Below are 21901 nucleotides of genomic sequence, written 5' to 3' on the forward strand. Positions count from 1 at the left end.
TCCGGCCGGGCCCCGATCCGCCCTGTCCGGACCTACTCGTCGCGCAGGTCGGCGGCGCTGGCCGCGACCGCGCCGATCGAGTCGGCGGCCGAGCTGAGCAGGTCGGCGCCGAGCGCCTGGTCGACGGTGAGCGTCATCAGCGTCTCGCCACCGGCCTCCCGCCGCGCGACCTGCATGGCGGCGATGTTGACGCCGGCCTCGCCGAGCAGGGTGCCGACGGTGCCGACCACGCCCGGCCGGTCGACGTAGCGCAGGAAGACCAGGATGCCCTCCGCGCCGATCTCCACGTCGAAACCGTCCACCTCGGTCAGCTTGATGACGTCCCGGGTGCCGGTGTGGGTCACCGTGCCGGAGACGCTGACCGTCCGGCCGTCCGGCAGCGCACCGCGCACCGTCACCAGGTTGGGGTGCTCCACGGTCTCGGCCTGGGTGCTCAGCGCCACCTCCACGCCGCGTTCGGCGGCCAGGTGCGGCGCGTTCACGTAGGTGACCTGCTCCTCCACCACCGAGCTGAACAGCCCCTTGGTGGCGGCGAGCTTGAGCACCGAGACGTCGTGGTTGACGATGTCGCCGCGCACCTCGACGGTGACGCTGGCGGCCACCCCGCCGGCCACCGCGGTGAAGGCCCGGCCCAGCTTCTCGGCCAGCGGCAGCAGCGGCCGGACGTCCTCCGCGACCACACCGCCGGCCTGCACGTTCACCGCGTCCGGCACGAACTCGCCCTGCAGCGCCAGCTTGACGCTCTTCGCCACGGCGAGGCCGGCCTTGTCCTGCGCCTCGTGGGTGGACGCACCCAGGTGCGGGGTGGCCACCACGTTGTCGAAGGCGAACAGCGGCGAGGAGGTGCAGGGCTCCTTGGCGTACACGTCGACGCCGGCGCCGGCGACCCGGCCCTCGGCGATCGCGTCGGCCAGGGCCTGCTCGTCGACCAGGCCGCCGCGGGCGGCGTTGACGATCCGGACGCCCGGCTTGACGATCGCCAGCTCCTTCTCGCCGATCAGGCCCACCGTCTCCGGCGTCTTGGGCAGGTGGATCGAGATGAAGTCGCTCTCCCGCAGCAGCTCCTCCAGCCCGACCAGGCGGACCCCGAGCTGGGCCGCGCGGGCCGGCTGGATGTACGGGTCGTACGCGATGAGCCGGGTGCCGAACGCGGCGATGCGCTGCGCGAACAGCACGCCGATCCGGCCGAGGCCGACGACGCCCACGGTCTTGCCCTGGATCTCGACGCCGGTGTACTTCGACCGCTTCCACTCCCCCGCCTTCAGCGCGGAGCTGGCGCTGGCGGTGTTCCGCGCGACGGCGAGCAGCAGCGCGACGGCCTGCTCGGCGGCGGAGACGATGTTGGAGGTCGGCGCGTTGACGACCATGACGCCGCGCGCGGTGGCGGCCGGCACCTCGACGTTGTCCAGGCCGACGCCGGCGCGGGCGACCACCTTCAGCCGCGGCGCGGCCGCGATCGCCTCGGCGTCGATCTGGGTGGCACTGCGTACGATCACCGCGTCGGCCTCGGAGAGGGCGGAGAGCAGGGCCGGGCGGTCGGTGCCGTCGACGTGGCGCACGTCGAAGTCGTGCGCGAGCACCTCGATGGCGGCGGGTGCGAGTTCTTCGGCGATCAGTACGACAGGATTCATCGGTCCTCGTAGACGCTCGGTATCGGTCGGCCCGGGGCGTCGGGACGCCGCGCTGCGCCCTGCGCTGATCCGTGCCATGGCCGTCAGGTGCCGATTACGCACCTAGGAAGGATCGTAGGGGGCGGTTCCGGCGGTGTGCCCCGGACCGCGGGGTGAGCGCCCTCACACAGCCCCCGCCCCACGCCCGCCGCACGCCCGCCCCACGTCCGCCCCACGTCCGTCACCCCCGGTTCACCCGCCGGGCCGCGCTCGGGGCCCGCTCGTGCCCCTTCCGGGCCAGGCCGGTCCCGGGCGGGCCACCGGGCCCCGCGGGCCGAGGCGTCGGTCACCCGGTCCCACCTGATGGACGAGATCAACTCGGACTGCGGCATCCCGGGCCCACGCGGCGCGGGGACACCCCGGGATGCCGCACCCCGAGTCGATCAACGCGGACGGGCGGGCCGGGGGCGGGCATGGGCGCGGCCCGCGACCGGACGCCGGGGAGAGCGTCGGGTCGCGGGCCGCGGTACCCCCGTGCGGGGATGCTCGTCAGGCGGTCTCGGTGATGGGCCGGTCCACCCAGCTCATCATGGCCCGCAGCTTCTGCCCGGTCTCCTCGATCGGGTGCGCCGCGCCCTCCGCCCGCCACTTGGCGAAGTTCGGCCGGCCGGCCTCGTCCTCGGCCACCCACTCACGGGCGAACTCGCCGGACTGGATCTCGCCGAGGATCTTGCGCATCTCCTCCTTGACCCGGGAGTCGATGACCCGGGGGCCGCGGGAGAGGTCGCCGTACTCGGCGGTGTCCGAGATGCTGTAGCGCATCCGGGCGATGCCGCCCTCGTACATCAGGTCGACGATCAGCTTCAGCTCGTGCAGGCACTCGAAGTAGGCCACCTCGGGGGCGTAGCCGGCCTCGGTGAGCACCTCGAAGCCGGTCTGCACCAGCGCCGCCGCGCCGCCGCAGAGCACCGCCTGCTCGCCGAAGAGGTCGGTCTCGGTCTCCTCGGTGAAGGTGGTCCTGATCGCCCCGGCGCGGGTGCCGCCGATCGCCTTGGCGTACGCCAGGGCCAGGCCGAAGGCGTTGCCGCTGGCGTCCTGCTCGACGGCGACCAGGCAGGGCACACCCTTGCCGTCGACGTACTGGCGGCGGACCAGGTGACCGGGGCCCTTCGGGGCGACCATCGCCACGTCCACGTCCGCCGGGGGCTTGATCAGGCCGTACCGGATGTTGAAGCCGTGCCCGAAGAAGAGCGCCTTGCCGGGGGCCAGGTTGGGCGCGATCGACTCCGCGTACAGGCCGCGCTGCGCGGTGTCCGGCGCCAGGATCATGATCACGTCGGCCTCGGCCGCCGCCTCGGCCGGGGTGAGCACCCGCAGGCCCTGCTCCTCGGCCTTCGGCCGGCTCTTGGAGCCGGCGGGCAGGCCGATCACCACGTCGACGCCCGAGTCGCGCAGCGACAGCGCGTGGGCGTGACCCTGGCTGCCGTACCCGATCACGGCGACCTTGCGGGCCTGGATCAGGCCCAGGTCGGCGTCATCGTCGTAGTACACCTCAACGCTCATTGACTTCCCTTTCGTACGACGGCGCCCGGCGGCCCGTCGTGAATCCGTGCGGTGCGGGTCCGGGTGGCGCGACGCCGCGCCCCCGGGTCGTGCTCAGGCGGCGCGCAGGGCGGGGCCGGCGGTGATCGAACGCGAGCCGCGCCCGATCGCCACGGTGCCGGACTGGACCATCTCCTTGATGCCGAAGGGCTCCAGGTCCCGCAGCAGCGCGTCGAGCTTGTCCGGGGTGCCGGTGGCCTCGATGGTCAGCGTGTCCGGGGCGACGTCGACCACCCGGGCGCGGAACAGGTTCACCGTCTCCAGCACCTGCCCGCGGGCGTTGCGGTCCGCCCGGACCTTGACCAGCAGCAGCTCCCGGGCCACCGAGACCTGCGGGTCCAGCTCCACGATCTTCAGTACGTTGACCAGCTTGTTGAGCTGCTTGGTGACCTGCTCCAGCGGGGACGACTCGGCGTTGACCACGATGGTGATCCGGGAGACGTCCGGGTTCTCGGTCTCCCCGACGGCGAGGCTGTCGATGTTGAAGCCCCGCCGGGAGAACAGCCCCGACACCCGCGCCAACACGCCCGGCTTGTTCTCGACAAGCACCGACAAGGTGTGCATCGTCATGGCTGTGCCTTCCTCGTCATGCCCTCATGGCCCTCGCTGCGCTCGGTGCATTCGGTCATGACCGGCGCCTTCCTCGTCATGCCCTCATGGCCCTCGCTGCGCTCGGTGCATTCGGTCATGACTAGAGCTCGTCCTCGTCGAAGTCGGGGCGGACGCCCCGGGCGAACATGATCTCGTCGTTGCTGGTGCCGGCGGCCACCATCGGCCAGACCATGGCGTCCTTGCCGACCACGAAGTCGATGACCACCGGAGCGTCGTTGATCTCCATGGCGGCCGCGATGGTCTTGTCCACGTCGGCGGCGTTCTCGCAGCGCAGGCCCACGCAGCCGAGCGCCTCGGCCAGCTTGACGAAGTCCGGGATGCGGTGCTTGTGGGTGCCCAGCTCGGTGTTGGAGTAGCGCTCCCCGTAGAACAGGGTCTGCCACTGCCGGACCATGCCCAGGTTGCCGTTGTTGATCACGGCGACCTTGATCGGGATGCCCTCCAGGGCGCAGGTGGCCAGCTCCTGGTTGGTCATCTGGAAGCAGCCGTCGCCGTCCACCGCCCAGACCGTGGTGTCCGGCTTGCCGACCTTGGCGCCCATCGCCGCCGGGACGGCGTACCCCATGGTGCCGAGGCCGCCGGAGTTGAGCCAGGTGTACGGCTTCTCGTAGGAGATGAACTGGCTGGCCCACATCTGGTGCTGGCCGACGCCCGCCACGTAGACGGTGTCCGGGCCGGCGATCTCGCCCAGCCGCTTGATCACGTACTGCGGCGAGAGGGTGCCGTCGGCCGGCTCCTCGTAGCCCAGCGGGTACCGCTTGCGCAGGTCGTCGAGCTGGGTCCACCAGTCGGCGAGCTCGGCGGCCGGGCGGGCCGCCCGCTCGGTGGTGACCGCGGCGATCAGCTCGTCGATCACGTGCTTGGCGTCGCCGACGATCGGCACGTCCGCGTGCCGGTTCTTACCGATCTCGGCGGGATCGATGTCGGCGTGCACGACGGTGGCGTCCGGGGCGAACGAGTCAAGCCGGCCGGTGACCCGGTCGTCGAAGCGGGCGCCGAGCGCGACGATCAGGTCGGCCTTCTGCAGGCCGTAGACCGCCGCGACGGTGCCGTGCATGCCGGGCATGCCCAGGTGCTGCCGGTGCGAGTCGGGGAACGCGCCGAGCGCCATCAGGGTGGTGACCACCGGGATGCCGGTCAGCTCGGCCAGCCGGCGCAGCCCCTCGGTGGCACCGGCCTTGAGCACGCCGCCGCCGACGTAGAGCACCGGGCGGCGGGCGGTGGACATCAGCCGGGCCGCCTCGCGGATCTGCTTGCCGTGCGGGTGCAGGGTCGGCCGGTAGCCGGGCAGGTCCAGGGTGGGCGGCCAGGCGAAGGTGGTCGGCGCCTGGAGGACATCCTTGGGAATGTCCACCAGCACCGGGCCGGGCCGTCCGGTCGAGGCCAGGTGGAACGCCTCGGCGAGGACCCGCGGGATCTCGTCGGCGGTCTGGACCAGGAAGTTGTGCTTGGTGATCGGCAGGGTGATGCCCTGGATGTCCGCCTCCTGGAAGGCGTCCGTGCCGATCGAGGGGCGGGCGACCTGGCCGGTGATCGCCACCAGCGGCACCGAGTCCATGTACGCGTCGGCGATCGGGGTGACCAGGTTGGTCGCGCCCGGGCCGGAGGTGGCCATGCAGACGCCCACCTTGCCGGTGGCCTGGGCGTAGCCGGTGGCGGCGTGCCCGGCGCCCTGCTCGTGGCGGACCAGGATGTGCCGGACGGTGGAGTCGTAGAGCGGGTCGTACGCCGGCAGGATCGCGCCGCCCGGGATGCCGAAGACGACGTCGACGCCGAGCGCCTCGAGCGACCGCACCAGCGAGCCGGCGCCGGAGACCTGCGCCGGGGCGGCCTGCCGTACGGCCGGGGCGGCCGGGGCGGACGCGGTGCGGGGGGTGGGGGCGTGGTCGGTGTCACCCGCCGGCTCGGCGGCCGGGCGGGCTCGCCGGGCGGAGTGGGCGAGGGTCTCGGGCGTGGGTCTCGTCATGGCGGTTCAGGCCTTCGGCTGGAGTGGGTGATGCGCTTGTCTGCGGTGGGACGCGGGCGCCCCGGCGATGGTCCGACGGCAACAAAAAAGCCCACGTGCAGATGCACGGGGCCAGCGCACTCTCGATGGCGGAGAGTGCGCTCAGGTAAGTACTCGCAGCGACCGGTTCGACGACATGGGGCTAAGCCTGACGCATCTCACGCGATGAGTCAACTGATCCCACATTCTGGTGCACGGACGTGGGCGTGTCGGGCCCGGACGCGCTCTCGACCGTCGGCGCCACCTGCGAAGATCCCTCGATGGAGGTACGCGGGGCGGGCACCGACCGGGGTGGATTGGACCGCAGTCGGGGCAGCAGCGGCGACGGGGTGGACCGCACCGGCGGGGCCGGTGGGGGCGGGGGCAGCGTGGCCGGCCGCGCCCCCGGCGAGCTGGCCGCCTCCAGCATCGCCTCCAGGTGCTCGGCCGGTACTCCCCAGCCGAAGAGCGCGCCCTGACCGAACCGGCAGCCCGCCGCGACCACGGCGGCCAGCTCGGTCGGGTTGGTGACGCCCTCGGCGATCACCTCCAGGCCGAAGTGGTGCCCGAGGCGCAGCGCGATGTCCACCATCGGGGCGAACGCCGGGCCGTCCCGGCCCACCGGCCGGACCGGCTCGTGCTCGGCGACCAGGCTGTGGTCGAGCTTCAGGATGTCGATCGGCAGCCGGCGCAGCTGGCCCAGCGAGGAGTAGCCGGCCCCGAAGTCGTCCAGCGCGATCCGCACGCCGGTGCGGCGCAGCGCGCTGAGCCGGCGGATCAGCTCGTCCAGGTCGGTGGCGACCGCGTGCTCGGTGACCTCCAGCACCAGCCGCTGCGGCGGTACGTGGTGGGCGCGCAGCGCCTCGGCGACCTGGACCACGTACTCCGGGGCGTGCAGCTCGCGCGGGGACACGTTCACCGAGACCCAGACGTCGTGCCCGTCGGCCAGCCAGCGGGAGAGCTGGTAGCAGGCCTGGTGCAGCACCCACGCGCCGAGCTTCGAGATCATCCCGCACTCCTCGGCGAGCGGGATGAACTCGTCCGGCCGGACGTTGCCCAGCTCGGGGTGGTGCCAGCGGAGCAACGCCTCCGCCCCCACCGGGCGGACCGAGGGCAGCGAGGCCACCGGCTGGAACACCAGGCGCAGCTCGTCGCGCTCGATCGCCCCGCGCAGCTCGTGCTCCAGCCTGGTCCGCCGGCTCAGCAGGTGGTCGTAGGTGGCGTCGTAGCGCTCGATCCGGTTCTTGCCCCGCTGCTTGGCGTAGCGCAGCGCCAGGTCGGCGTTGCGCAGCAGCAGCTCGACGTCGGTCTCCCCGGTGTCGGCGGCCACCCCGATGCTGACCGAGAGGAAGACCGGCCCGTCCGGCTCCTCGTACGGGCGGCCGAGCACCCCGAGCAGCCGCTCGGCGACCGGGCCCGGGTCGCTGCCGCCGGGCATCAGCACCGCGAACTCGTCGCCGCCGAGCCGGGCGGCCAGGTCCCCGGGGCGCAGGTTGCCGCGCAGCCGCCGGCCGACCTCGGCCAGCACCGCGTCGCCGACGTCGTGGCCGCGCATGTCGTTGACGTTCTTGAAGCCGTCCAGGTCCATCCCGAGCAGCACGCAGGGCAACCCCGCCTCGGCGCACCGGTGCAGCGCCCGCAGCAGCCCGCGCCGGTTGGCCAGGCCGGTCAGCGGGTCGGTGTGCGCCAGCTCCCGGAAGTGCGCCTCCCGCTCGGCCAGCCGGCCGGCGTAGCCGCGCACGTCGTTGAGGGCCAGGTACTGCCGGGTCACCAGGGCGAAGCCCTCGACGCTGCCGGCCACGATGCCGAACGCGTCGAACCGGCCGCCCTGGGCGAGGTGGTACATCGCCGAGGCGGCCATCGCGAACATCGGCACGAAGGCGTACTCGCCGTCGCGGCGGATCAGGTCGACGTCGACCTGGCCGGGCAGGTCGACCCGGTGCACGGCCACGGCCACGGCGAGCAGGCCGGTGGCGAGCAGCGCGGCGCCGGTGGCCGCCATGCCCGGACCGGCCTGGCAGAGCCCGGCGGACAGGCCCAGGCCGCCGGCGGTCACCCCGGTCACCCCGGCCCCGAGCAGGGCGAGCCGGCCGCGCGGCGGCACGGCCCGGAGCACCATGATCAGGGTGAGCCCGGCGGCCAGCGCGGCGCTCACCGTGGCCAGCACGATCGGTACGCAGGCCATCGGGGTCACCGCGCCGAGCAGCCGGGTGGGCTCGGTGAAGACCACCCAGCCGACGAACCAGAGCGCGCTGGCCATGATCAGGCCATCCAGCAGCAGGCGGGCGGTGGCGGCCCGGGTGGCCGCCGCGCCGAGCAGCCGGAGCAGCGCCACGCCGAGGGCCATCCCGCTGATCGTGGTGCCGACCGAGACCAGGGTCGCCCACCCGGTGCGCTGCCCCTGCTGGTGCGCCCAGTGGTCGCTGGCGGCCAGCGCGCCGGTGAGCCCGGCCAGCAGGCTGAGCAGCGCACCGCCGGCGGCCGCGGCGAGCAGCGCGTACGCCGGTCGGTGCGGGCCGCCCCGACGGCGGGCGGACGCGGCCAGCAACGCGGTGCCGCCGACGGCGACGAGCCCGCTCAGCACCGCGGCGGCGAGCATGCCCGGGGGGAAGTGCACGACCTCAACTGTGCCGGATGCGCGCACTCCGTGGGGCACCGGGTGCGCAACTGTTGGGACACGGTGCGCATGCCCTGGGGGCGCCGCGCCGACGGTGCCAGACTGGTGGACATGCCTGAGCTGCGGTCGAGGACCTCCACCCACGGTCGGACGATGGCCGGTGCCCGTGCCCTGTGGCGGGCCACCGGGATGACCGACGACGACTTCGGCAAGCCGATCGTCGCCATCGCCAACAGTTTCACCCAGTTCGTCCCCGGTCACGTACACCTCAAGGACCTCGGCGGCCTGGTCGCCGACGCGGTGGCCGAGGCCGGCGGGGTGGGCCGGGAGTTCAACACCATCGCCGTCGACGACGGCATCGCGATGGGGCACGGCGGGATGCTCTACTCGCTGCCCAGCCGGGAGCTGATCGCCGACGCGGTGGAGTACATGGTCAACGCGCACTGCGCGGACGCCCTGGTCTGCATCTCCAACTGCGACAAGATCACCCCGGGCATGCTGCTGGCCGCGCTGCGGCTGAACATCCCGACGGTGTTCGTCTCCGGCGGCCCGATGGAGGCCGGCAAGACGGTGGCGATCGAGGGCGTGGTGCACTCCAAGATCGACCTGATCGACGCCATGATCGCGTCCTCGAACGAGGCGGTCACCGACGACCAGCTCGGCGAGATCGAGCGCTCCGCCTGCCCGACCTGCGGCTCCTGCTCCGGCATGTTCACCGCCAACTCGATGAACTGCCTCACCGAGGCGATCGGCCTCGCCCTGCCCGGCAACGGCTCGACCCTGGCCACCCACGCGGCCCGCCGGTCGCTCTTCGTCGAGGCCGGCCGCACCGCCGTGGAGATCGCCAAGCGCTGGTACGAGGGGGACGACGCCTCCGTGCTGCCCCGCGCGATCGCCGGCCGGGCCGCGTTCGAGAACGCCGTCGCCCTCGACGTGGCGATGGGCGGCTCCACCAACACCGTGCTGCACCTGCTCGCCGCCGCCCGCGAGGCGGAGCTGGACTTCAGCGTGGCCGACATCGACGCCATCTCCCGCCGGGTGCCCTGCCTGGCCAAGGTCGCGCCGAACTCGCCGCAGTACCACATGGAGGACGTGCACCGGGCCGGCGGCATCCCGGCCATCCTCGGCGAGCTGGACCGCGCCGGCCTGCTCAACCGGGACGTGCACGCCGTGCACTCCCCCAGCCTGGCCCGGTGGCTCGCCGACTGGGACGTCCGCGGCGGCTCGGCGACCCGCGAGGCCGTCGAGCTGTTCCACGCCGCCCCCGGCGGCGTGCGCACCACCGAGCCCTTCTCCACCACCAACCGCTGGTCGTCACTGGACACCGACGCGGCGGGCGGCTGCGTGCGGGACCGGGAGCACGCGTACAGCGCGGACGGCGGGCTGGCCATCCTGTTCGGTAACCTGGCACCGGACGGCTGCGTGGTGAAGACCGCCGGGGTTTCCGAGGAGTGCCTGACCTTCCGCGGGCCGGCCAAGGTCTACGAGTCGCAGGACGACGCGGTGTCGGCGATCCTGGCCAAGGAGATCGTCGCCGGCGACGTGGTGGTGATCCGGTACGAGGGCCCGAAGGGCGGCCCCGGCATGCAGGAGATGCTCTACCCCACCTCGTTCCTCAAGGGCCGCGGGCTGGGCCGGTCCTGCGCGCTGCTCACCGACGGCCGCTTCTCCGGCGGCACCTCCGGGCTGTCCATCGGCCACGTCTCCCCGGAGGCGGCCTCGGGCGGCCTGGTCGCGCTGGTGCGCGCGGGCGACGAGATCGTCATCGACATCCCCGCCCGGTCGATCCAGCTGAACGTGCCGGACGACGTGCTCCAGGCGCGCCGGGTGGAGGAGGAGAAGCGCGACCGCCCGTACACTCCGGCCGACCGGCAGCGGCCGGTGTCCGCCGCCCTGCGCGCGTACGCCTCGATGGCCACCTCGGCCAGCGACGGCGCGTACCGGCGGGTGCCGGAGTGAAAGGAGGGGCCCCCTGCTAACGCCTACGGCATAGCAGGGGCCCCTTCCTAACGCCGTTCCCAGGGACACCGACCGCCGGGACGAGCCCGCGTACGCGGTGCTCACCGACGCCGAGCGGTGGGAGCTGCTGGCCGGTCTGGGCGCCCTGCCCGGCTAGGCGGGGCGTCCGTGAGGGCGACCGCCCGGGCGTGCCGGATGGCGGCCGGGGTGTCCGGGAAGACCAGGCCGTCGCGGCGCAGCTCGTCGGCGACGCCGAGGGTGCTGAGCACCTGGTCGTGGCCGGGGGTGATGCCGGAGATCAGCACGGTGATCCCCCGGCCGCGCAGCCGGGCGATGGCGTCGCCGAGCACCTGCGCGCCGGTGGCGTCGATGGTGGACACCCGGGACATCCGCAGGATCACCACCCGGACGTCGGCCACCTCGGCCAGCTCCAGCAGGAAGGTGTGCGCGGCGGCGAAGAAGAGCGGCCCGTCCAGCCGGTACGCGACGATGTGCTCGGCGAGCAGGGCGTGCTCCTCGGCGCTGTGCTCGCCCTGGTCGAGCGGCACCTGTTCGAGCCGGGCGCTGCGGGCCACCGCGCGCAGGGCGAGGACGACCGCCACGGCGAGCCCGACCACCACCGCGGTGACCAGGTCCCAGATCACCGTGACCGCGAAGGTCAGCACCAGCACCACCGCGTCGGCCCGGGTGGCCCGCACCAGCGCCAGCAGGGAGGCCGCCTCCACCATCCGGACGGTGGTGGCGAGCAGCACCCCGGCCAGGGCGGCGAGTGGGATGCGGCCGACCAGCGGGGCGGCGGCGAGGACGATCGCGGCGAGGGCGACGGCGTGGGTGAGCGCGGCGAGCTTGGAGGACGCCCCGGCCCGCACGTTCACCGCGGTACGGGCGATGGCGGCGGTGGCGGGGGTGCCGCCGAACAGCGGGGCGGCCAGGTTGGCCAGGCCCTGGCCGAAGAGTTCCCGGTCGGGATCGTGCCGCTGGCCGACGGTCATCCCGTCCGCCACGGTCGCGGAGAGCAGGCTCTCCAGGGCGGCCAGCGCGGCGACCGCGACGGCGCTGGGCAGCAGCGTGCCCAGCGCGCCGACGTCCACGAAGTCCAGCGACGGCGCGGGCAGCCCCTGCGGCAGGGTGCCGATCCGGACCAGGTCGATCGGGGCCAGTTCGGCGAGGACCGTGGCGGCGGCCACCCCGAGCAGGGAGAACGGCACCGCGGGCCGCCACCGGGCGCCGAGGAGCATCAGCGCCGCCACGCCGAGGGCGACCGCGACGGCGACGGGCCGGGGGTGTACGGCGAACCGGACGACCGCGTCGGCGGCCACCGCCCAGACCTTCTCGCCGTGAGCGTCGGTGACGCCGAGCGCGGCCGGCACCTGTTGCAGGGCGATGACCACGGCGATGCCGGCGGTGAAGCCCTCGATCACCGGGGCCGGCAGGTAGCGGACGTACCGGCCGAGGCGGGCCAGGGCCAGGGCGATCAGCAGCAGCCCGGCCAGCGCGCCGACCATCAGCACACCCTCGGCGCCGAAGCGCTGCACCACCGGCACCAGCACCACGGTCATCGCCCCGGTGGGGCCGGAGACCTGCAGGTTGGACCCGCCGAAGACCGCCGCGACGGCCCCGGCGACCACGGCGGTGACCAGGCCCGCCGTCGCGCCGAGGCCGGAGGTGACGCCGAAGGCGAGCGCCAGGGGCAGCGCCACCACGGCCACGGTGAGCCCGGCGAGGAGGTCCCGCCGCGGCGAGCGGCGGGCGCTCGTCCAGTCGGCCCGCCCGGGCAGCAGCCCGAGGATCCGCTCCCGGGCGGCGTCCAGCGCCGTCGCGCGGCCCCGGGGAGCGTGCTCGATCGTCTCGCTGCTCACCGGTCCGTCCCGGAGGCGCGGAGTTCGTCGAGGAGGGCGTCCCGGTCGGTGAGCACCGCGCCGAGGATGCGTCGGCCGGCGGCGAGCAGGTCGGCCACGTCCGGGGTGCTGAGCGCGTACATCACCAGCGGCCCGTCCCGGTACGAGGTGACCATGCCGGCGCGGCGGAGCACGGCGAGCTGCTGGGAGAGGTTGGACGCCTCGACGTCGATGGCGGCCAGCAGGTCACGGACCGGCTTCGGCCCGTCCTGGAGCAGTTCGAGCACCCGGATCCGGACCGGGTGGCCGAGAGTGCGGAACAGCTCCGCCTTCGCCTGGTACAGCGGCACCGACATGAACATCCCTCCCCGAGACCTTGAAGACTTTAGCACTTGCAGAATTCTTCAAGTCGCAGGGACAAGGTCATCCGGAGGCCCGGCGGAGGCCGCCGGGGACACCGACATGTCTCAGCGACATGATCATGTCGCTGAGACATGTCGGTCCCAGGAGGTCGCGCCGCCACACCGGCACCGATCCGGCGCCGGTGTGGCGGTCCCGGCTCACTCGGCCCGGAGGTTATCCAGGTCGTGGGTGCCCGGGCTGACCCAGATGAGCACCCCGCGGACGTCGGCCAGGGCCGAGGTGTCGCAGGACATCTGGTTGAGCAGGTCCACCTCCACCGTGGTGGTGGTGCCCTGGCCCACCCAGCCGAAGGCCGACTGGCACCAGGCGAACCCGGAACCGGTCTGCAGGGCGATGGCCGTCGAGGTGCCGGCCGTGGCCGAGGTGCGCAGGTCGTACCGGAGGGTGGCCTTGGCGGACAGGTCGACCGGGGCGGGCAGGGTCACCCCGAACCAACCGCCGCCGGTGGCCGCCACCTCCAGCCCGTACGCCCCGTCGGTGTGGAAGGCGGCGGTCTGCGCCACCGTGCCGGCGTCGGTCTGCCAGCTGCCGGGTGCCCAGCCCTCGACCCCGGTCTCCCAGGACGCGAGCCGGATCGGGTCCCCGGGCGCCGGCTTGACGGTGACGGTCAGGTCGGCGACGTTCGACACCCGGCCCGCGGCGTCCCGGACGGTGTAGTGCCCGGCCGCCTTGCCCTGGAACCCCTCCGCCGGGGTGAAGACGACCTCCCCGGACGCGGCCAGGGTGAAGGAGCCGCCGGGGGCGACGAACGAGCGCTGCTGGCCGTACGCCGAGGGGTCGAGGTCAACGGTGGACGGCCGCACCGGGCCGGCGTACGCGATGTCGTTGCCGGTCGGGGTGAGGGTGACCGGCGTGCCGGCCTCGGTGGTCGCGGCGTCGTGGTCGGCGACCGGCGGGCGCGGCCGGTACCCGCGCCGGATGGTCTCCGCCGCGTTGCCCAGCGTGGTGCAGACCGGGCTCGGGCAGTAGACGGTGTAGCCGTCGTAGTCCGGGTAGAGGGTGCCGTCGTCCTGGACGCCGGAGAGGATCCAGTAGAGGAGGCCGTCGCCACCGCTGCGGATCACCGCGTCGGTCCAGCGCTGGTAGACCGGGTTGCGGGTGGCCTTGTCGGCCCAGCCGAACTCGCCCAGCATGACCGGCTTGCCGATCCGCTCGGCCTCCCGGCTGTGCCGCTCGATCCAGGCCACGCCCCAGTCGGCGTCCTTGTCCCAGTGGTCGGGGTAGAGGTGGTAGCCGGCGAGGTCCACCGCGGGCAGCGCCGCAAGCGCCACCGTGTCGACGCCCTCACCGCAGTTGACCGTCCAGTCCGTCGCGGCCGGGCCGTCGCAGAAGAAGCCCTCGTCGCCGACGCCGACCAGGTGCTGCCGGTCGACCGCCTTGACGTGCCGGCTCATCTCGTCGGCCCAGGTGGTGAGGGTGGCGGTGGAGCAGGTGGGCGAGGTCGGGTACACCCCGGAGCCCTTGCAGCGCGGCTCGTTCGCCAACTCCCACGCCAGGACCGTCGGGTCGTCCCGGTAGGCCACCCCGGTCAGCGGGTTGACCCGGTTCAGCACGTGCGAGATCCAGTCCCGGTACCAGCCCCGGATCACCGGGTCGGTGTAGAAGTCGTCGTGGTACGTGCCGCCACGCCAGCGGACGTACTGGTCCATGCCGCCGAAGTCCCGCCAGTTGTTGGTCAGCGGGATCACCACCTTGACGCCGGCCCGCCGGGCGGCCCAGAGCACGTAGTCCAGGCGCTGCAACCCGTCCGGGCCGTCGTTGTAGGCCGGCCTGGTGCCGTCCCAGTACTGGAACCACACCCCGTCGGAGGGGCCGGACACCGAGTCGGTGCCGCCCGGGGTGCCGATGTCGAGGAAGGCCCAGTGCCGCAGCACGGTGAACCCGGCCGCCTTCGCGTCGGCGAAGACGTCGTCGACCATCGTGCGGGACTTGTACTCCAGGTAGTAGTTGTTCGTCCCGGCGAACCGGAACGGCTTCCCGTCGAGGAAGAGCCGGCCGCCCTCGCGCACCACGAACCCGCTGTCGTGCCGGTCGGCCGCCGCGGCGGGCGCGCCGGCCATCCCCGTCGCCGCGAGCAGCCCGGTCAGGGCCAGCAGCACGCCGGCCAGTCGCCGCCTCATGCCGTACCTCCGGTGATGTCGTTGACGCAGCGCAGCACCGGCCGGCGGGTCAGCGCCACCGGGTCGAGCGGGGCGTCCGCGTGCACGGTGAACGTCGCCGATTCCCCCGGCAGCAGGGTGACCAGCGCCTGGTCGACCTGCGCGGCCGGGTCGAGCCGGTCCGGATACAAGGTCAGGTCGCGCAGCACCGTCCGGGCCGTCACCCGGACCCGCTGGCCGTCGCCGGCCGGCTCGACGGACGCGTCCAGCTCGGCCGCCGGCCAGTCGATCTCCCGGTCCTCGGCGAAGAACCACAGCGCCCGCTCCGCGCTGTCGCCGGCCTCCGCGACCAGCAGCTCGCGGCGGGCGTCGTCCGGCCGCGCCAGCTCCGCAGGCAGCGCCAGCACCACCGAGGAGTACGCGGGGACGTCCAGGTCGACCGAGGTCTTCGCCCTCGGCTCCCCGGCCAGGGTGAGCCGGGTGACCGTGGCCGGCGCCTGCCACGCCGAGCCGGTCTCGTTGACGGCCACCACCGCCAGTCCGCCGTCGCGTGGCTGCACGGTGAGCAGCCGGTCGGCGTACGCGCGGCGCAGCGCGTACCAGAGCGGCTTGCGCCGGCCGTCGCCGTCCACCGCCGCCCAGGAGGTGACCGGCCAGCAGTCGTTGAGCTGCCAGACGATGGTGCCGGCGCAGACCGGCCGGTGCGCGCGGAAGTGCTCGACCCCGAGCTGGATGGCCCGGGCCTGGTTGAGCTGGGTGAGGTAGTGCCAGTCGTCGAAGTCGGCGGGCGCCGGCAGGTGGGCGTCCAGGCCGCGCTGGAGCTTCCGGTCCCCGTCGATCGCCTTCTGGTGGTGGGCCATCCCCGGCGAGTCGTGGGCGAGCGGCTCGTCGGAGAGGGCCCGCCGCAGGGTCGCGTACGCCGGGGGCGCCTGGTAGCCGAACTCGGCCACGAAGCGCGGCAGGTACTCCCGGTACTTCGTGTAGTCGTCGGTGTTCCAGACGTCCCAGATGTGCATGGTGCCGTGCGCCGGGTCGTTGGGGTGGATCTCCTCGCTGCCCGACCAGGGGCTGCCCGGCCAGTAGGGCCGGGTCGGGTCCAGCTCCGCCACGATCGCGGGCAGCAGCTCCAGGTAGTAGCCCCGGCCCCAGGTGCGGCCCGCGAGGGGCTCCTGCCAGTCCCAGTCGTGCCAGCCCCAGATGTTCTCGTTGTTGCCGGTCCAGAGCACCAGCGACGGGTGGCTCGCGAGCCGGCTGACCTGTTCACGGGCCTCCGCCTCGACCTCGGTGCGGAACGGCTCCTCCTCCGGGTACGCCGCGCAGGCGAAGAGGAAGTCCTGCTGCACCAGCAGGCCGCGCTCGTCGGCCAGCTGGTAGAAGTCGTCCGACTCGTACCGGCCGCCGCCCCAGATCCGCAGCAGGTTGACGTTCGCCCCGAGGGCCTGGGCGAACCGCTCGGCCAGCCGCTGCCGGGTGACCCGGTTGGGGAACGCGTCGTCGGGGATCCAGTTGACGCCCTTGACGAAGACCGGCACGTCGTTGACGTGCAGCACGAACGGAGTGCCGTGCGCGTCGGGGGTGGTGTCCAGGCGGACCGAGCGGAAGCCGATCCGACGGGACCAGCCGTCCAGCGCCCGACCGTCCCCGGTGCGGAGGGTCACCGCCAGGTCGTGCAGGGGCTGCGCGCCGTACCCGACGGGCCACCACAGCTCGGGGTCCGCGACGGTGAGCGACGCCACGGCCGTGCGCTCCCCCGCCGGGACGGTGACCTCGACGGCCGCGCCGGCCACGGTGGCGTGCACGGTCAGCGGCGCGTCGGTCACCCGCTCGACCTCGACGTGCAGCTCCACCCGGCCGGTGCCGTCGGCGACGGTGACCAGCGGCCGCACCGACGCCAGCCGGGCCGTGGACCAGGCGTGCAACCCGATCTCCTGCCAGACGCCGGCGGTCACCACCGTCGGTCCCCAGTCCCAGCCGAAGTTGCAGGCGGTCTTGCGGATGAAGTTGAACGGCTCGGGGTACGCGTTGGGCCGGTCACCGAGCCGCTCGCGGTGCGCCTCGGCGTAGCGGTACGGCGAGTCGAAGCGGACGGCCAGCGTGTTGTCGCCGGGTCGCAGCAGTGACCCGACGGCGAACCGGTAGCCGCGGTGCTGGTTCTCGGTACGGCCGATGTCGGCGCCGTTGAGGATGACCGTGGCGACCGTGTCCAGGCCGGCGCAGACCAGGTCGACCCGGTCGTCGTCGCCGGGCTGCCAGGCGAAGGTGGTCTCGTAGACCCAGTCGGTCCGCCCGATCCAGCCGAGCCGGTTCTCGTTGTCGTCCAGGTACGGGTCGGGAATGAGGCCGGCCGCCAGCAGGTCGGTGTGCACGCAGCCGGGCACGGTGGCCGGGACCGCCTGGTCGGCGATCTCCGGCGGCACCTGCGGACCGGGTACGGCCCGCAGCACCCAACCGTCGTGCAACGTCTGCCGGGTCACGACTTCACCGCGCCTTCCATGATTCCGCGGACGATCTGGCGTCCACCGATGAACAGCATGACCAGCAGGGGGACGGTCGCGATGAACGCGCCCGCCAGCACCCGCCGGTAGATCACGTAGTTGCCACTGGCCAGGTCGGAGACCGCCACCATGGAGGTCGGGAAGTCGGTGCCGCTCAGCGTGATCAGCGGCCACTGGAAGTCGTTCCAGGTGGCCACGAAGGTGAGCAGGCCGAGCACCGCCAGGGCCGGGCGGATCGCCGGCAGCACGATGTTGGCGTACACCCGCATGGTGGTGGCGCCGTCCATCCGGGCCGACTCGACCAGCTCGTCCGGGACGGTGTTGACGATGAACTGCCGCATGTAGAACACGCCGAACGCGGTGACCAGGCCGGGGGCGATGACCGCGAGCAGGGTGCCGTTCCAGCCGAGCTTGCCCATCACGATGTAGAGCGCCACGATGCCGAGCTGGTTGGGCACGGTCAGGGTGAGCACCACGAACAGCATCAGCGCGCTGCTGCCCTTGAACCGCAGCTTGGCGAAGGCGAACCCGGCCAGGGAGCAGAAGAAGAGCACCGAGGCGGTGACCACGGTCGAGACGATGACGCTGTTGACCAGCGAGGCCGCGAAGTAGACGTCCTGGAGCGAGAAGACCTCGTCGACGTTGGTCATGAACCGGTCGCCCGGGATGATCGCCGGCGGCAGCTTCGCGAGGGCCTCGTCGTTGCTGGTCGCGATGACGAACATCCAGTACAGCGGGAACGCGGCGAACAGCAGGGTCACCGCGAGGAAGAGGTAGGTCCAGAACCCGGCCGGGGTGTCCTGCGGGGCCCGGGCCATCAACCGCGGCTTGCGCCGGGCCGGGGTGGCGGTACGCGGGGGTGCCACGGCGGTCATTTGCGCCCTCCGGACAGTCGGTTCGTCAGCACGTAGTTGATGCCGGCGACGATCAGGATGATCAGGAAGAGGGCCCAGGACATCGCCGCGGCGTAGCCGAGGTTGAGGTCCTTCCAGCCGACCTTGTAGATGAGCTGGGCGATGGTCTGCCACTCGCCGTTGGGGCCGCCGGTGGCGGCCTGCGCGTTCGGGTCGAAGAGCATCGGCTCGGTGAAGAGCTGGAGCCCGCCGATGGTGGAGAGGATGACCGTGAACAGCACGACCGGCTGGATCATCGGCACGGTGATCCGCCAGAGCTGCTTCCACGGGCCGGCGCCGTCGATCGCGGCCGCCTCGTAGACGTCGCGCGGGATGGACTGCATCGCGGCCAGGTAGAGCAGGGCGTTGTAGCCGATCCACTTCCAGTTGACCATCGTGGCGACGGCGATCCAGGAGTGCAGCTTGTCGGCCCGCCAGTCGATCGGGTCGTCCGGACCGCCGAGGCCGAACAGGCCGAGCACCCAGTTGGCCATGCCGAAGTCGCGGGAGAAGAAGACGCTGAACACCATCGTCGAGGCGACGATCGGCGTGACGTACGGCAGCAGCACGCCGACCCGCCACCAGGTCTGCGCCCGCAGCCGGCGGTTGAGCAGCGAGGCGACCACGAGGGCGAGCAGCAGCTGGGGCACCGAGGAGAGCAGGAAGATGCCAAAGGTGTTGTAGAGGGCGTTCCAGAAGTCCTCGTCGCCGACGAGCTTGCTGAAGTTCGCGAAGCCCGCCCAGTACGGCAGCGTCGGGTCGTCGAGCCGGTAGTTGCGCAGCGAGACCACCGCGTTGAACAGCAGCGGGAAGAGCCCGAACACGATGAAGAGCAGGAAGAACGGCGCGATCATCAGGTACGGCATGTAGCGCATGTCGAAGCGGTACAGCCGGTTGCGCCAGGTCAGCCGCCGGTCGTCGCCCCCGGAGCGGCCGCGCCTCGGCGCGGATCGGTGGCTCGACGACGCGGGCGCGGCACGGGTGGTGGACATCGGAACACTCCAGGGCCGAGATGGGGTGACGGGTGAGGCGGTGGCGGAGCGGGTCACCGCCCGCTCCGCCACCCGTGCTGCGTCAGGAGTTGGCGGCCTTCTCGGCCTGCTTGACCGCCTCGCCCCAGGCGGCGTCCGGCTTCAGGCTCTTGTTCTGCACCCGGGTGATGACGTTCTCGACCGCGACCCGGGTCGGGCCGTTCTTCTTGCCGAGGTACTGCGGGGTGAGACCCTGGGCCATCTTCGGGAAGATCTGCCCGACCGGGGCGTTGTTGAAGAACGGGTTCTTGAAGTCGGCGATCGCCGGGTCCGAGTAGAGCGCCGGCTGCGACGGCAGGTTGCCGACCTTCTTGAAGATCTCGATCTGCTGCTCCGGCTGGACCAGCCACTCCAGCAGCTTGTACGCCTCGTCGACGTGCTTGCCCTGCTTCGGGATGGTCAGGAACGAGCCGCCCCAGTTGCCGCCGCCGCCGGGCACCGCGGCGATGTCCCACTTGCCCTGGGTGCCGGGCGCGGTGTCCTTGATGTGGCCGAGCATCCACGCCGGGCAGGCGAGCACGGCGAAGGAGCCGCTGGTGAAGCCCTTGTCCCAGTCGGCCTGGAAGCTGGCCAGGTTGGCCGACAGGCCGGCCTGGATGGCCCTGATGGTGTAGTCGAAGGCGACCTTGGGGCCGCCGTCCATCTGCAGCTGCTCCTGATCGTTGAAGAAGCCGACCGGCTGCTGGCCGAGGATCGGGTTGAACAGGTTGGTGCCCGAGTCGATGAACTTCTTCTTGGTCTTGGTGGTGTACTGCTGGCCGACCTCGATGAACTTGTCCCAGGTGGGCCAGAGCGCGGAGACCTGGTCGCGGTCGGTGGGCAGGCCGGCGGCCTTGAACAGGTCGGTCCGGTAGCACATGGCCAGGCCGCCGACGTCGGTGCCGAGGCCGATCTGGGTCTTGCCGTCGGCCGACAGGGACTGCTTCCACTTCCAGGGCAGGTACTTGCTCTCGTACGAGCCGGCGCCCTTGTCGAGCAGGTTGACGAACTTGTCGGACTGGCTGCGGAACTGGACCATGAAGCCCTCGTCGATCGCCGCGATGTCCGGCGCGCCGTTGCCGGCGACGAGCTTCTTCTGCAGGTCCTCGTGCTGGGCGTTGTACTCGCCCGAGTTGAGCTGGATCTTGACGTTCGGGTGCGCGGCCTCGTACTTGGTCTTGAGGTCGGTCAGGCCGAAGTCGCCCCAGAAATTGATTTTCAAGGTGACCTGCCCGCCGGCCGCGTCCGAGCCGCCGGTGGTGCTCTTGCCACTGCACGCCGCGACCATGACCAGGCTGACGGCACCCACGGTGGCCGCCCGGGCCCAGTGCGTCCAGGACCGTTTCATGTCATTCCTCCGCGCCAAATGGGAACGCTCCCGAGATCGAGAGACGTTGACTGAACCGGATAAGTGAGCACACCGTACGGGTGACCCCGGACACTGTCAACGGCCGGTTAACAGCGAGGCCGTCCCGTAATCTTTCCGAGGCTGTGGGAGCGCGACCATGCGTGGTGAAGCGCTCTCCGAAGCAAAATCGTGAGCGGCGGCCCGGCGGAAACCGGCGGCCGAGGTCGTACGCTTAACCGAACAAGTGGCGGGCTGTACGGTCCAGTCACGAGAGCCCCGGGCGTGCGGACCGCCGCCGGGGGCGTTGCAGTAGCGTGACAGCCGCCGGCCACCCCGGCGGCGCAGGACTCGCCCCCCAGGGGCCGGACACAGTGGAGGAACATGCCGGTGAAGCGGCCGACCATCGCCGACGTCGCCCGGCGGGCCGGGGTCTCCAAGGGTGCGGTGTCGTACGCGCTGAACGGGCAGCCCGGCGTGTCCGAGGCGACCCGCCAGCGCATCCTGGCCATCGCCGCCGAGATCGGGTTCAGCCCGAGCAGCGCCGCCCGGGCGCTCTCCGGCGCCACCGCCAAGGCGGTCGGCCTGGCCCTCTGCCGGCCCGCCCGGATACTGGGCATCGAGCCGTTCTTCATGGAGCTGATCAGCGGCGTCGAGGCCGAGCTGTCGGCCCGCTCGTACGCGCTGACCCTGCAGGTGGTGGCCGACCAGGAGGCGGAGATCGCGGTCTACCGCCGGTGGTGGGCCGAGCGGCGGGTGGACGGCGTGTTCGTCTGCGACCTGCGCACCGACGACCAACGGGTGCCGGCGCTGGAGGAGCTGCAACTGCCCGCCGTGGTGATCGGCGGGCCCGGCCACACCGGCAACCTGACCAGCGTCTGGTCCGACGACGCCGCCGCGCTGGTGGAGACCGTCGAGTACCTGGTCGCCCTCGGACACCGGCGGATCGCCCGGGTCGGCGGCCTGCCCTCGCTGCTGCACACCGAGATCCGCACCGACGCGTTCACCGAGGTGTGCCGCCGGCTCGGGCTCGACGACGCGACCACGGTCTGGTCCGACTACACCGGCGAGGAGGGCGCCCGGGCCACCCGGCGGCTGCTCAGCTCCGCCAACCGGCCCACCGCGGTCATCTACGACAACGACGTGATGGCGATCGCCGGGCTCTCCGTCGCCCAGGAGATGGGCCTGGCCGTGCCGGGCGACCTGTCCATCGTCGCCTGGGACGACTCCCCGCTCTGCCAGCTGGTGCACCCGCCGCTGACCGCGCTGGGCCGAGACATCCCGGCGTACGGGGCACACGCCGCGCGGCAACTGCTGGCGGTGATCGCGGGCGAGCCGGTCACCCGCGTGCAGGACGAGACGGCGCACCTCACCCCGCGCGGCAGCACCGCACCGCCACGGGCTCGATGAACCG

General features: G+C 72.5%; 14 protein-coding genes. 2 read left to right on the forward strand and 12 right to left on the reverse strand.

What is annotated here, in order from left to right; all coding sequences use genetic code 11:
- Nucleotides 1-32: 32 nt before the first annotated feature.
- From serA to EFE23_RS05950, 5 genes are all read right to left on the reverse strand, one after another.
- A complete protein-coding gene (gene serA, locus EFE23_RS05930; protein ID WP_123239875.1) occupies nucleotides 33-1631 on the reverse strand; it encodes a phosphoglycerate dehydrogenase in 1599 nt (532 codons plus the stop codon).
- Nucleotides 1632-2159: 528 nt separating this feature from the next.
- Nucleotides 2160-3173 carry a ketol-acid reductoisomerase gene (ilvC, locus tag EFE23_RS05935; protein WP_123239876.1) on the reverse strand — a complete coding sequence of 338 codons (1014 nt, stop codon included), beginning with the start codon at nucleotides 3171-3173 and terminating at the stop codon, nucleotides 2160-2162.
- 93 nt (nucleotides 3174-3266) lie between these two features.
- Nucleotides 3267-3782, reverse strand: a complete 516-nt coding sequence (gene ilvN / locus EFE23_RS05940; protein ID WP_073832451.1) for an acetolactate synthase small subunit — start codon at nucleotides 3780-3782, stop codon at nucleotides 3267-3269.
- 121 nt (nucleotides 3783-3903) lie between these two features.
- Nucleotides 3904-5790, reverse strand: a complete 1887-nt coding sequence (locus EFE23_RS05945) for an acetolactate synthase large subunit (protein ID WP_123239877.1) — start codon at nucleotides 5788-5790, stop codon at nucleotides 3904-3906.
- A gap of 181 nt (nucleotides 5791-5971) precedes the next feature.
- On the reverse strand, nucleotides 5972-8407 hold the full coding sequence (locus EFE23_RS05950; protein ID WP_204334863.1) for a putative bifunctional diguanylate cyclase/phosphodiesterase: 2436 nt from the start codon (nucleotides 8405-8407) through the stop codon (nucleotides 5972-5974).
- A gap of 129 nt (nucleotides 8408-8536) precedes the next feature.
- Here EFE23_RS05950 and ilvD point away from each other — a divergent pair, with 129 nt between their 5' ends.
- Nucleotides 8537-10384 carry a dihydroxy-acid dehydratase gene (gene ilvD, locus EFE23_RS05955; RefSeq protein ID WP_123239932.1) on the forward strand — a complete coding sequence of 616 codons (1848 nt, stop codon included), beginning with the start codon at nucleotides 8537-8539 and terminating at the stop codon, nucleotides 10382-10384.
- A gap of 101 nt (nucleotides 10385-10485) precedes the next feature.
- Here the strand turns inward: ilvD and EFE23_RS05960 are convergent, their stop codons facing one another.
- The 7 genes from EFE23_RS05960 to EFE23_RS05990 all read right to left on the reverse strand — a co-directional run bounded on the left by EFE23_RS05960 (nucleotide 10486) and on the right by EFE23_RS05990 (nucleotide 20490).
- The gene (locus EFE23_RS05960) at nucleotides 10486-12195 is read right to left on the reverse strand and encodes a SulP family inorganic anion transporter (RefSeq protein ID WP_123239933.1); all 1710 of its coding nucleotides are present in this window, start codon (nucleotides 12193-12195) and stop codon (nucleotides 10486-10488) included.
- A gap of 44 nt (nucleotides 12196-12239) precedes the next feature.
- Nucleotides 12240-12578 (reverse strand): ArsR/SmtB family transcription factor, encoded by a 339-nt coding sequence (locus EFE23_RS05965; RefSeq protein ID WP_013284484.1) that lies wholly within the window; start codon nucleotides 12576-12578, stop codon nucleotides 12240-12242.
- Between the two features lie 204 nt (nucleotides 12579-12782).
- The gene (locus EFE23_RS05970; RefSeq protein WP_123239879.1) at nucleotides 12783-14765 is read right to left on the reverse strand and encodes a cellulase family glycosylhydrolase; all 1983 of its coding nucleotides are present in this window, start codon (nucleotides 14763-14765) and stop codon (nucleotides 12783-12785) included.
- Nucleotides 14762-17218: a glycoside hydrolase family 2 protein gene (locus tag EFE23_RS05975; RefSeq protein WP_123239880.1), complete on the reverse strand. Its 2457-nt coding sequence runs from the start codon at nucleotides 17216-17218 to the stop codon at nucleotides 14762-14764. The genes EFE23_RS05970 and EFE23_RS05975 overlap by 4 nt, the downstream gene beginning before the upstream one ends.
- Nucleotides 17215-18057: a carbohydrate ABC transporter permease gene (locus EFE23_RS05980; RefSeq protein WP_373683964.1), complete on the reverse strand. Its 843-nt coding sequence runs from the start codon at nucleotides 18055-18057 to the stop codon at nucleotides 17215-17217. The genes EFE23_RS05975 and EFE23_RS05980 overlap by 4 nt, the downstream gene beginning before the upstream one ends.
- Nucleotides 18058-18110: 53 nt before the next feature.
- Nucleotides 18111-19124, reverse strand: coding sequence for a carbohydrate ABC transporter permease (locus EFE23_RS05985; protein ID WP_123239882.1), 1014 nt, complete (start codon nucleotides 19122-19124; stop codon nucleotides 18111-18113).
- A gap of 82 nt (nucleotides 19125-19206) precedes the next feature.
- The gene (locus tag EFE23_RS05990) at nucleotides 19207-20490 is read right to left on the reverse strand and encodes an ABC transporter substrate-binding protein (protein WP_123239883.1); all 1284 of its coding nucleotides are present in this window, start codon (nucleotides 20488-20490) and stop codon (nucleotides 19207-19209) included.
- A 381-nt stretch (nucleotides 20491-20871) separates the two neighbouring features.
- On the opposite strand from EFE23_RS05990, the gene EFE23_RS05995 reads away from it, so the two are divergent.
- Complete coding sequence (locus EFE23_RS05995) at nucleotides 20872-21897, forward strand: LacI family DNA-binding transcriptional regulator (protein WP_123239884.1); 1026 nt, start codon at nucleotides 20872-20874, stop codon at nucleotides 21895-21897.
- Nucleotides 21898-21901 lie beyond the last annotated feature (4 nt).

Source organism: Micromonospora solifontis (genome assembly GCF_003725545.1).
Taxonomy (GTDB): Bacteria; Actinomycetota; Actinomycetes; order Mycobacteriales; family Micromonosporaceae; genus Micromonospora; species Micromonospora solifontis.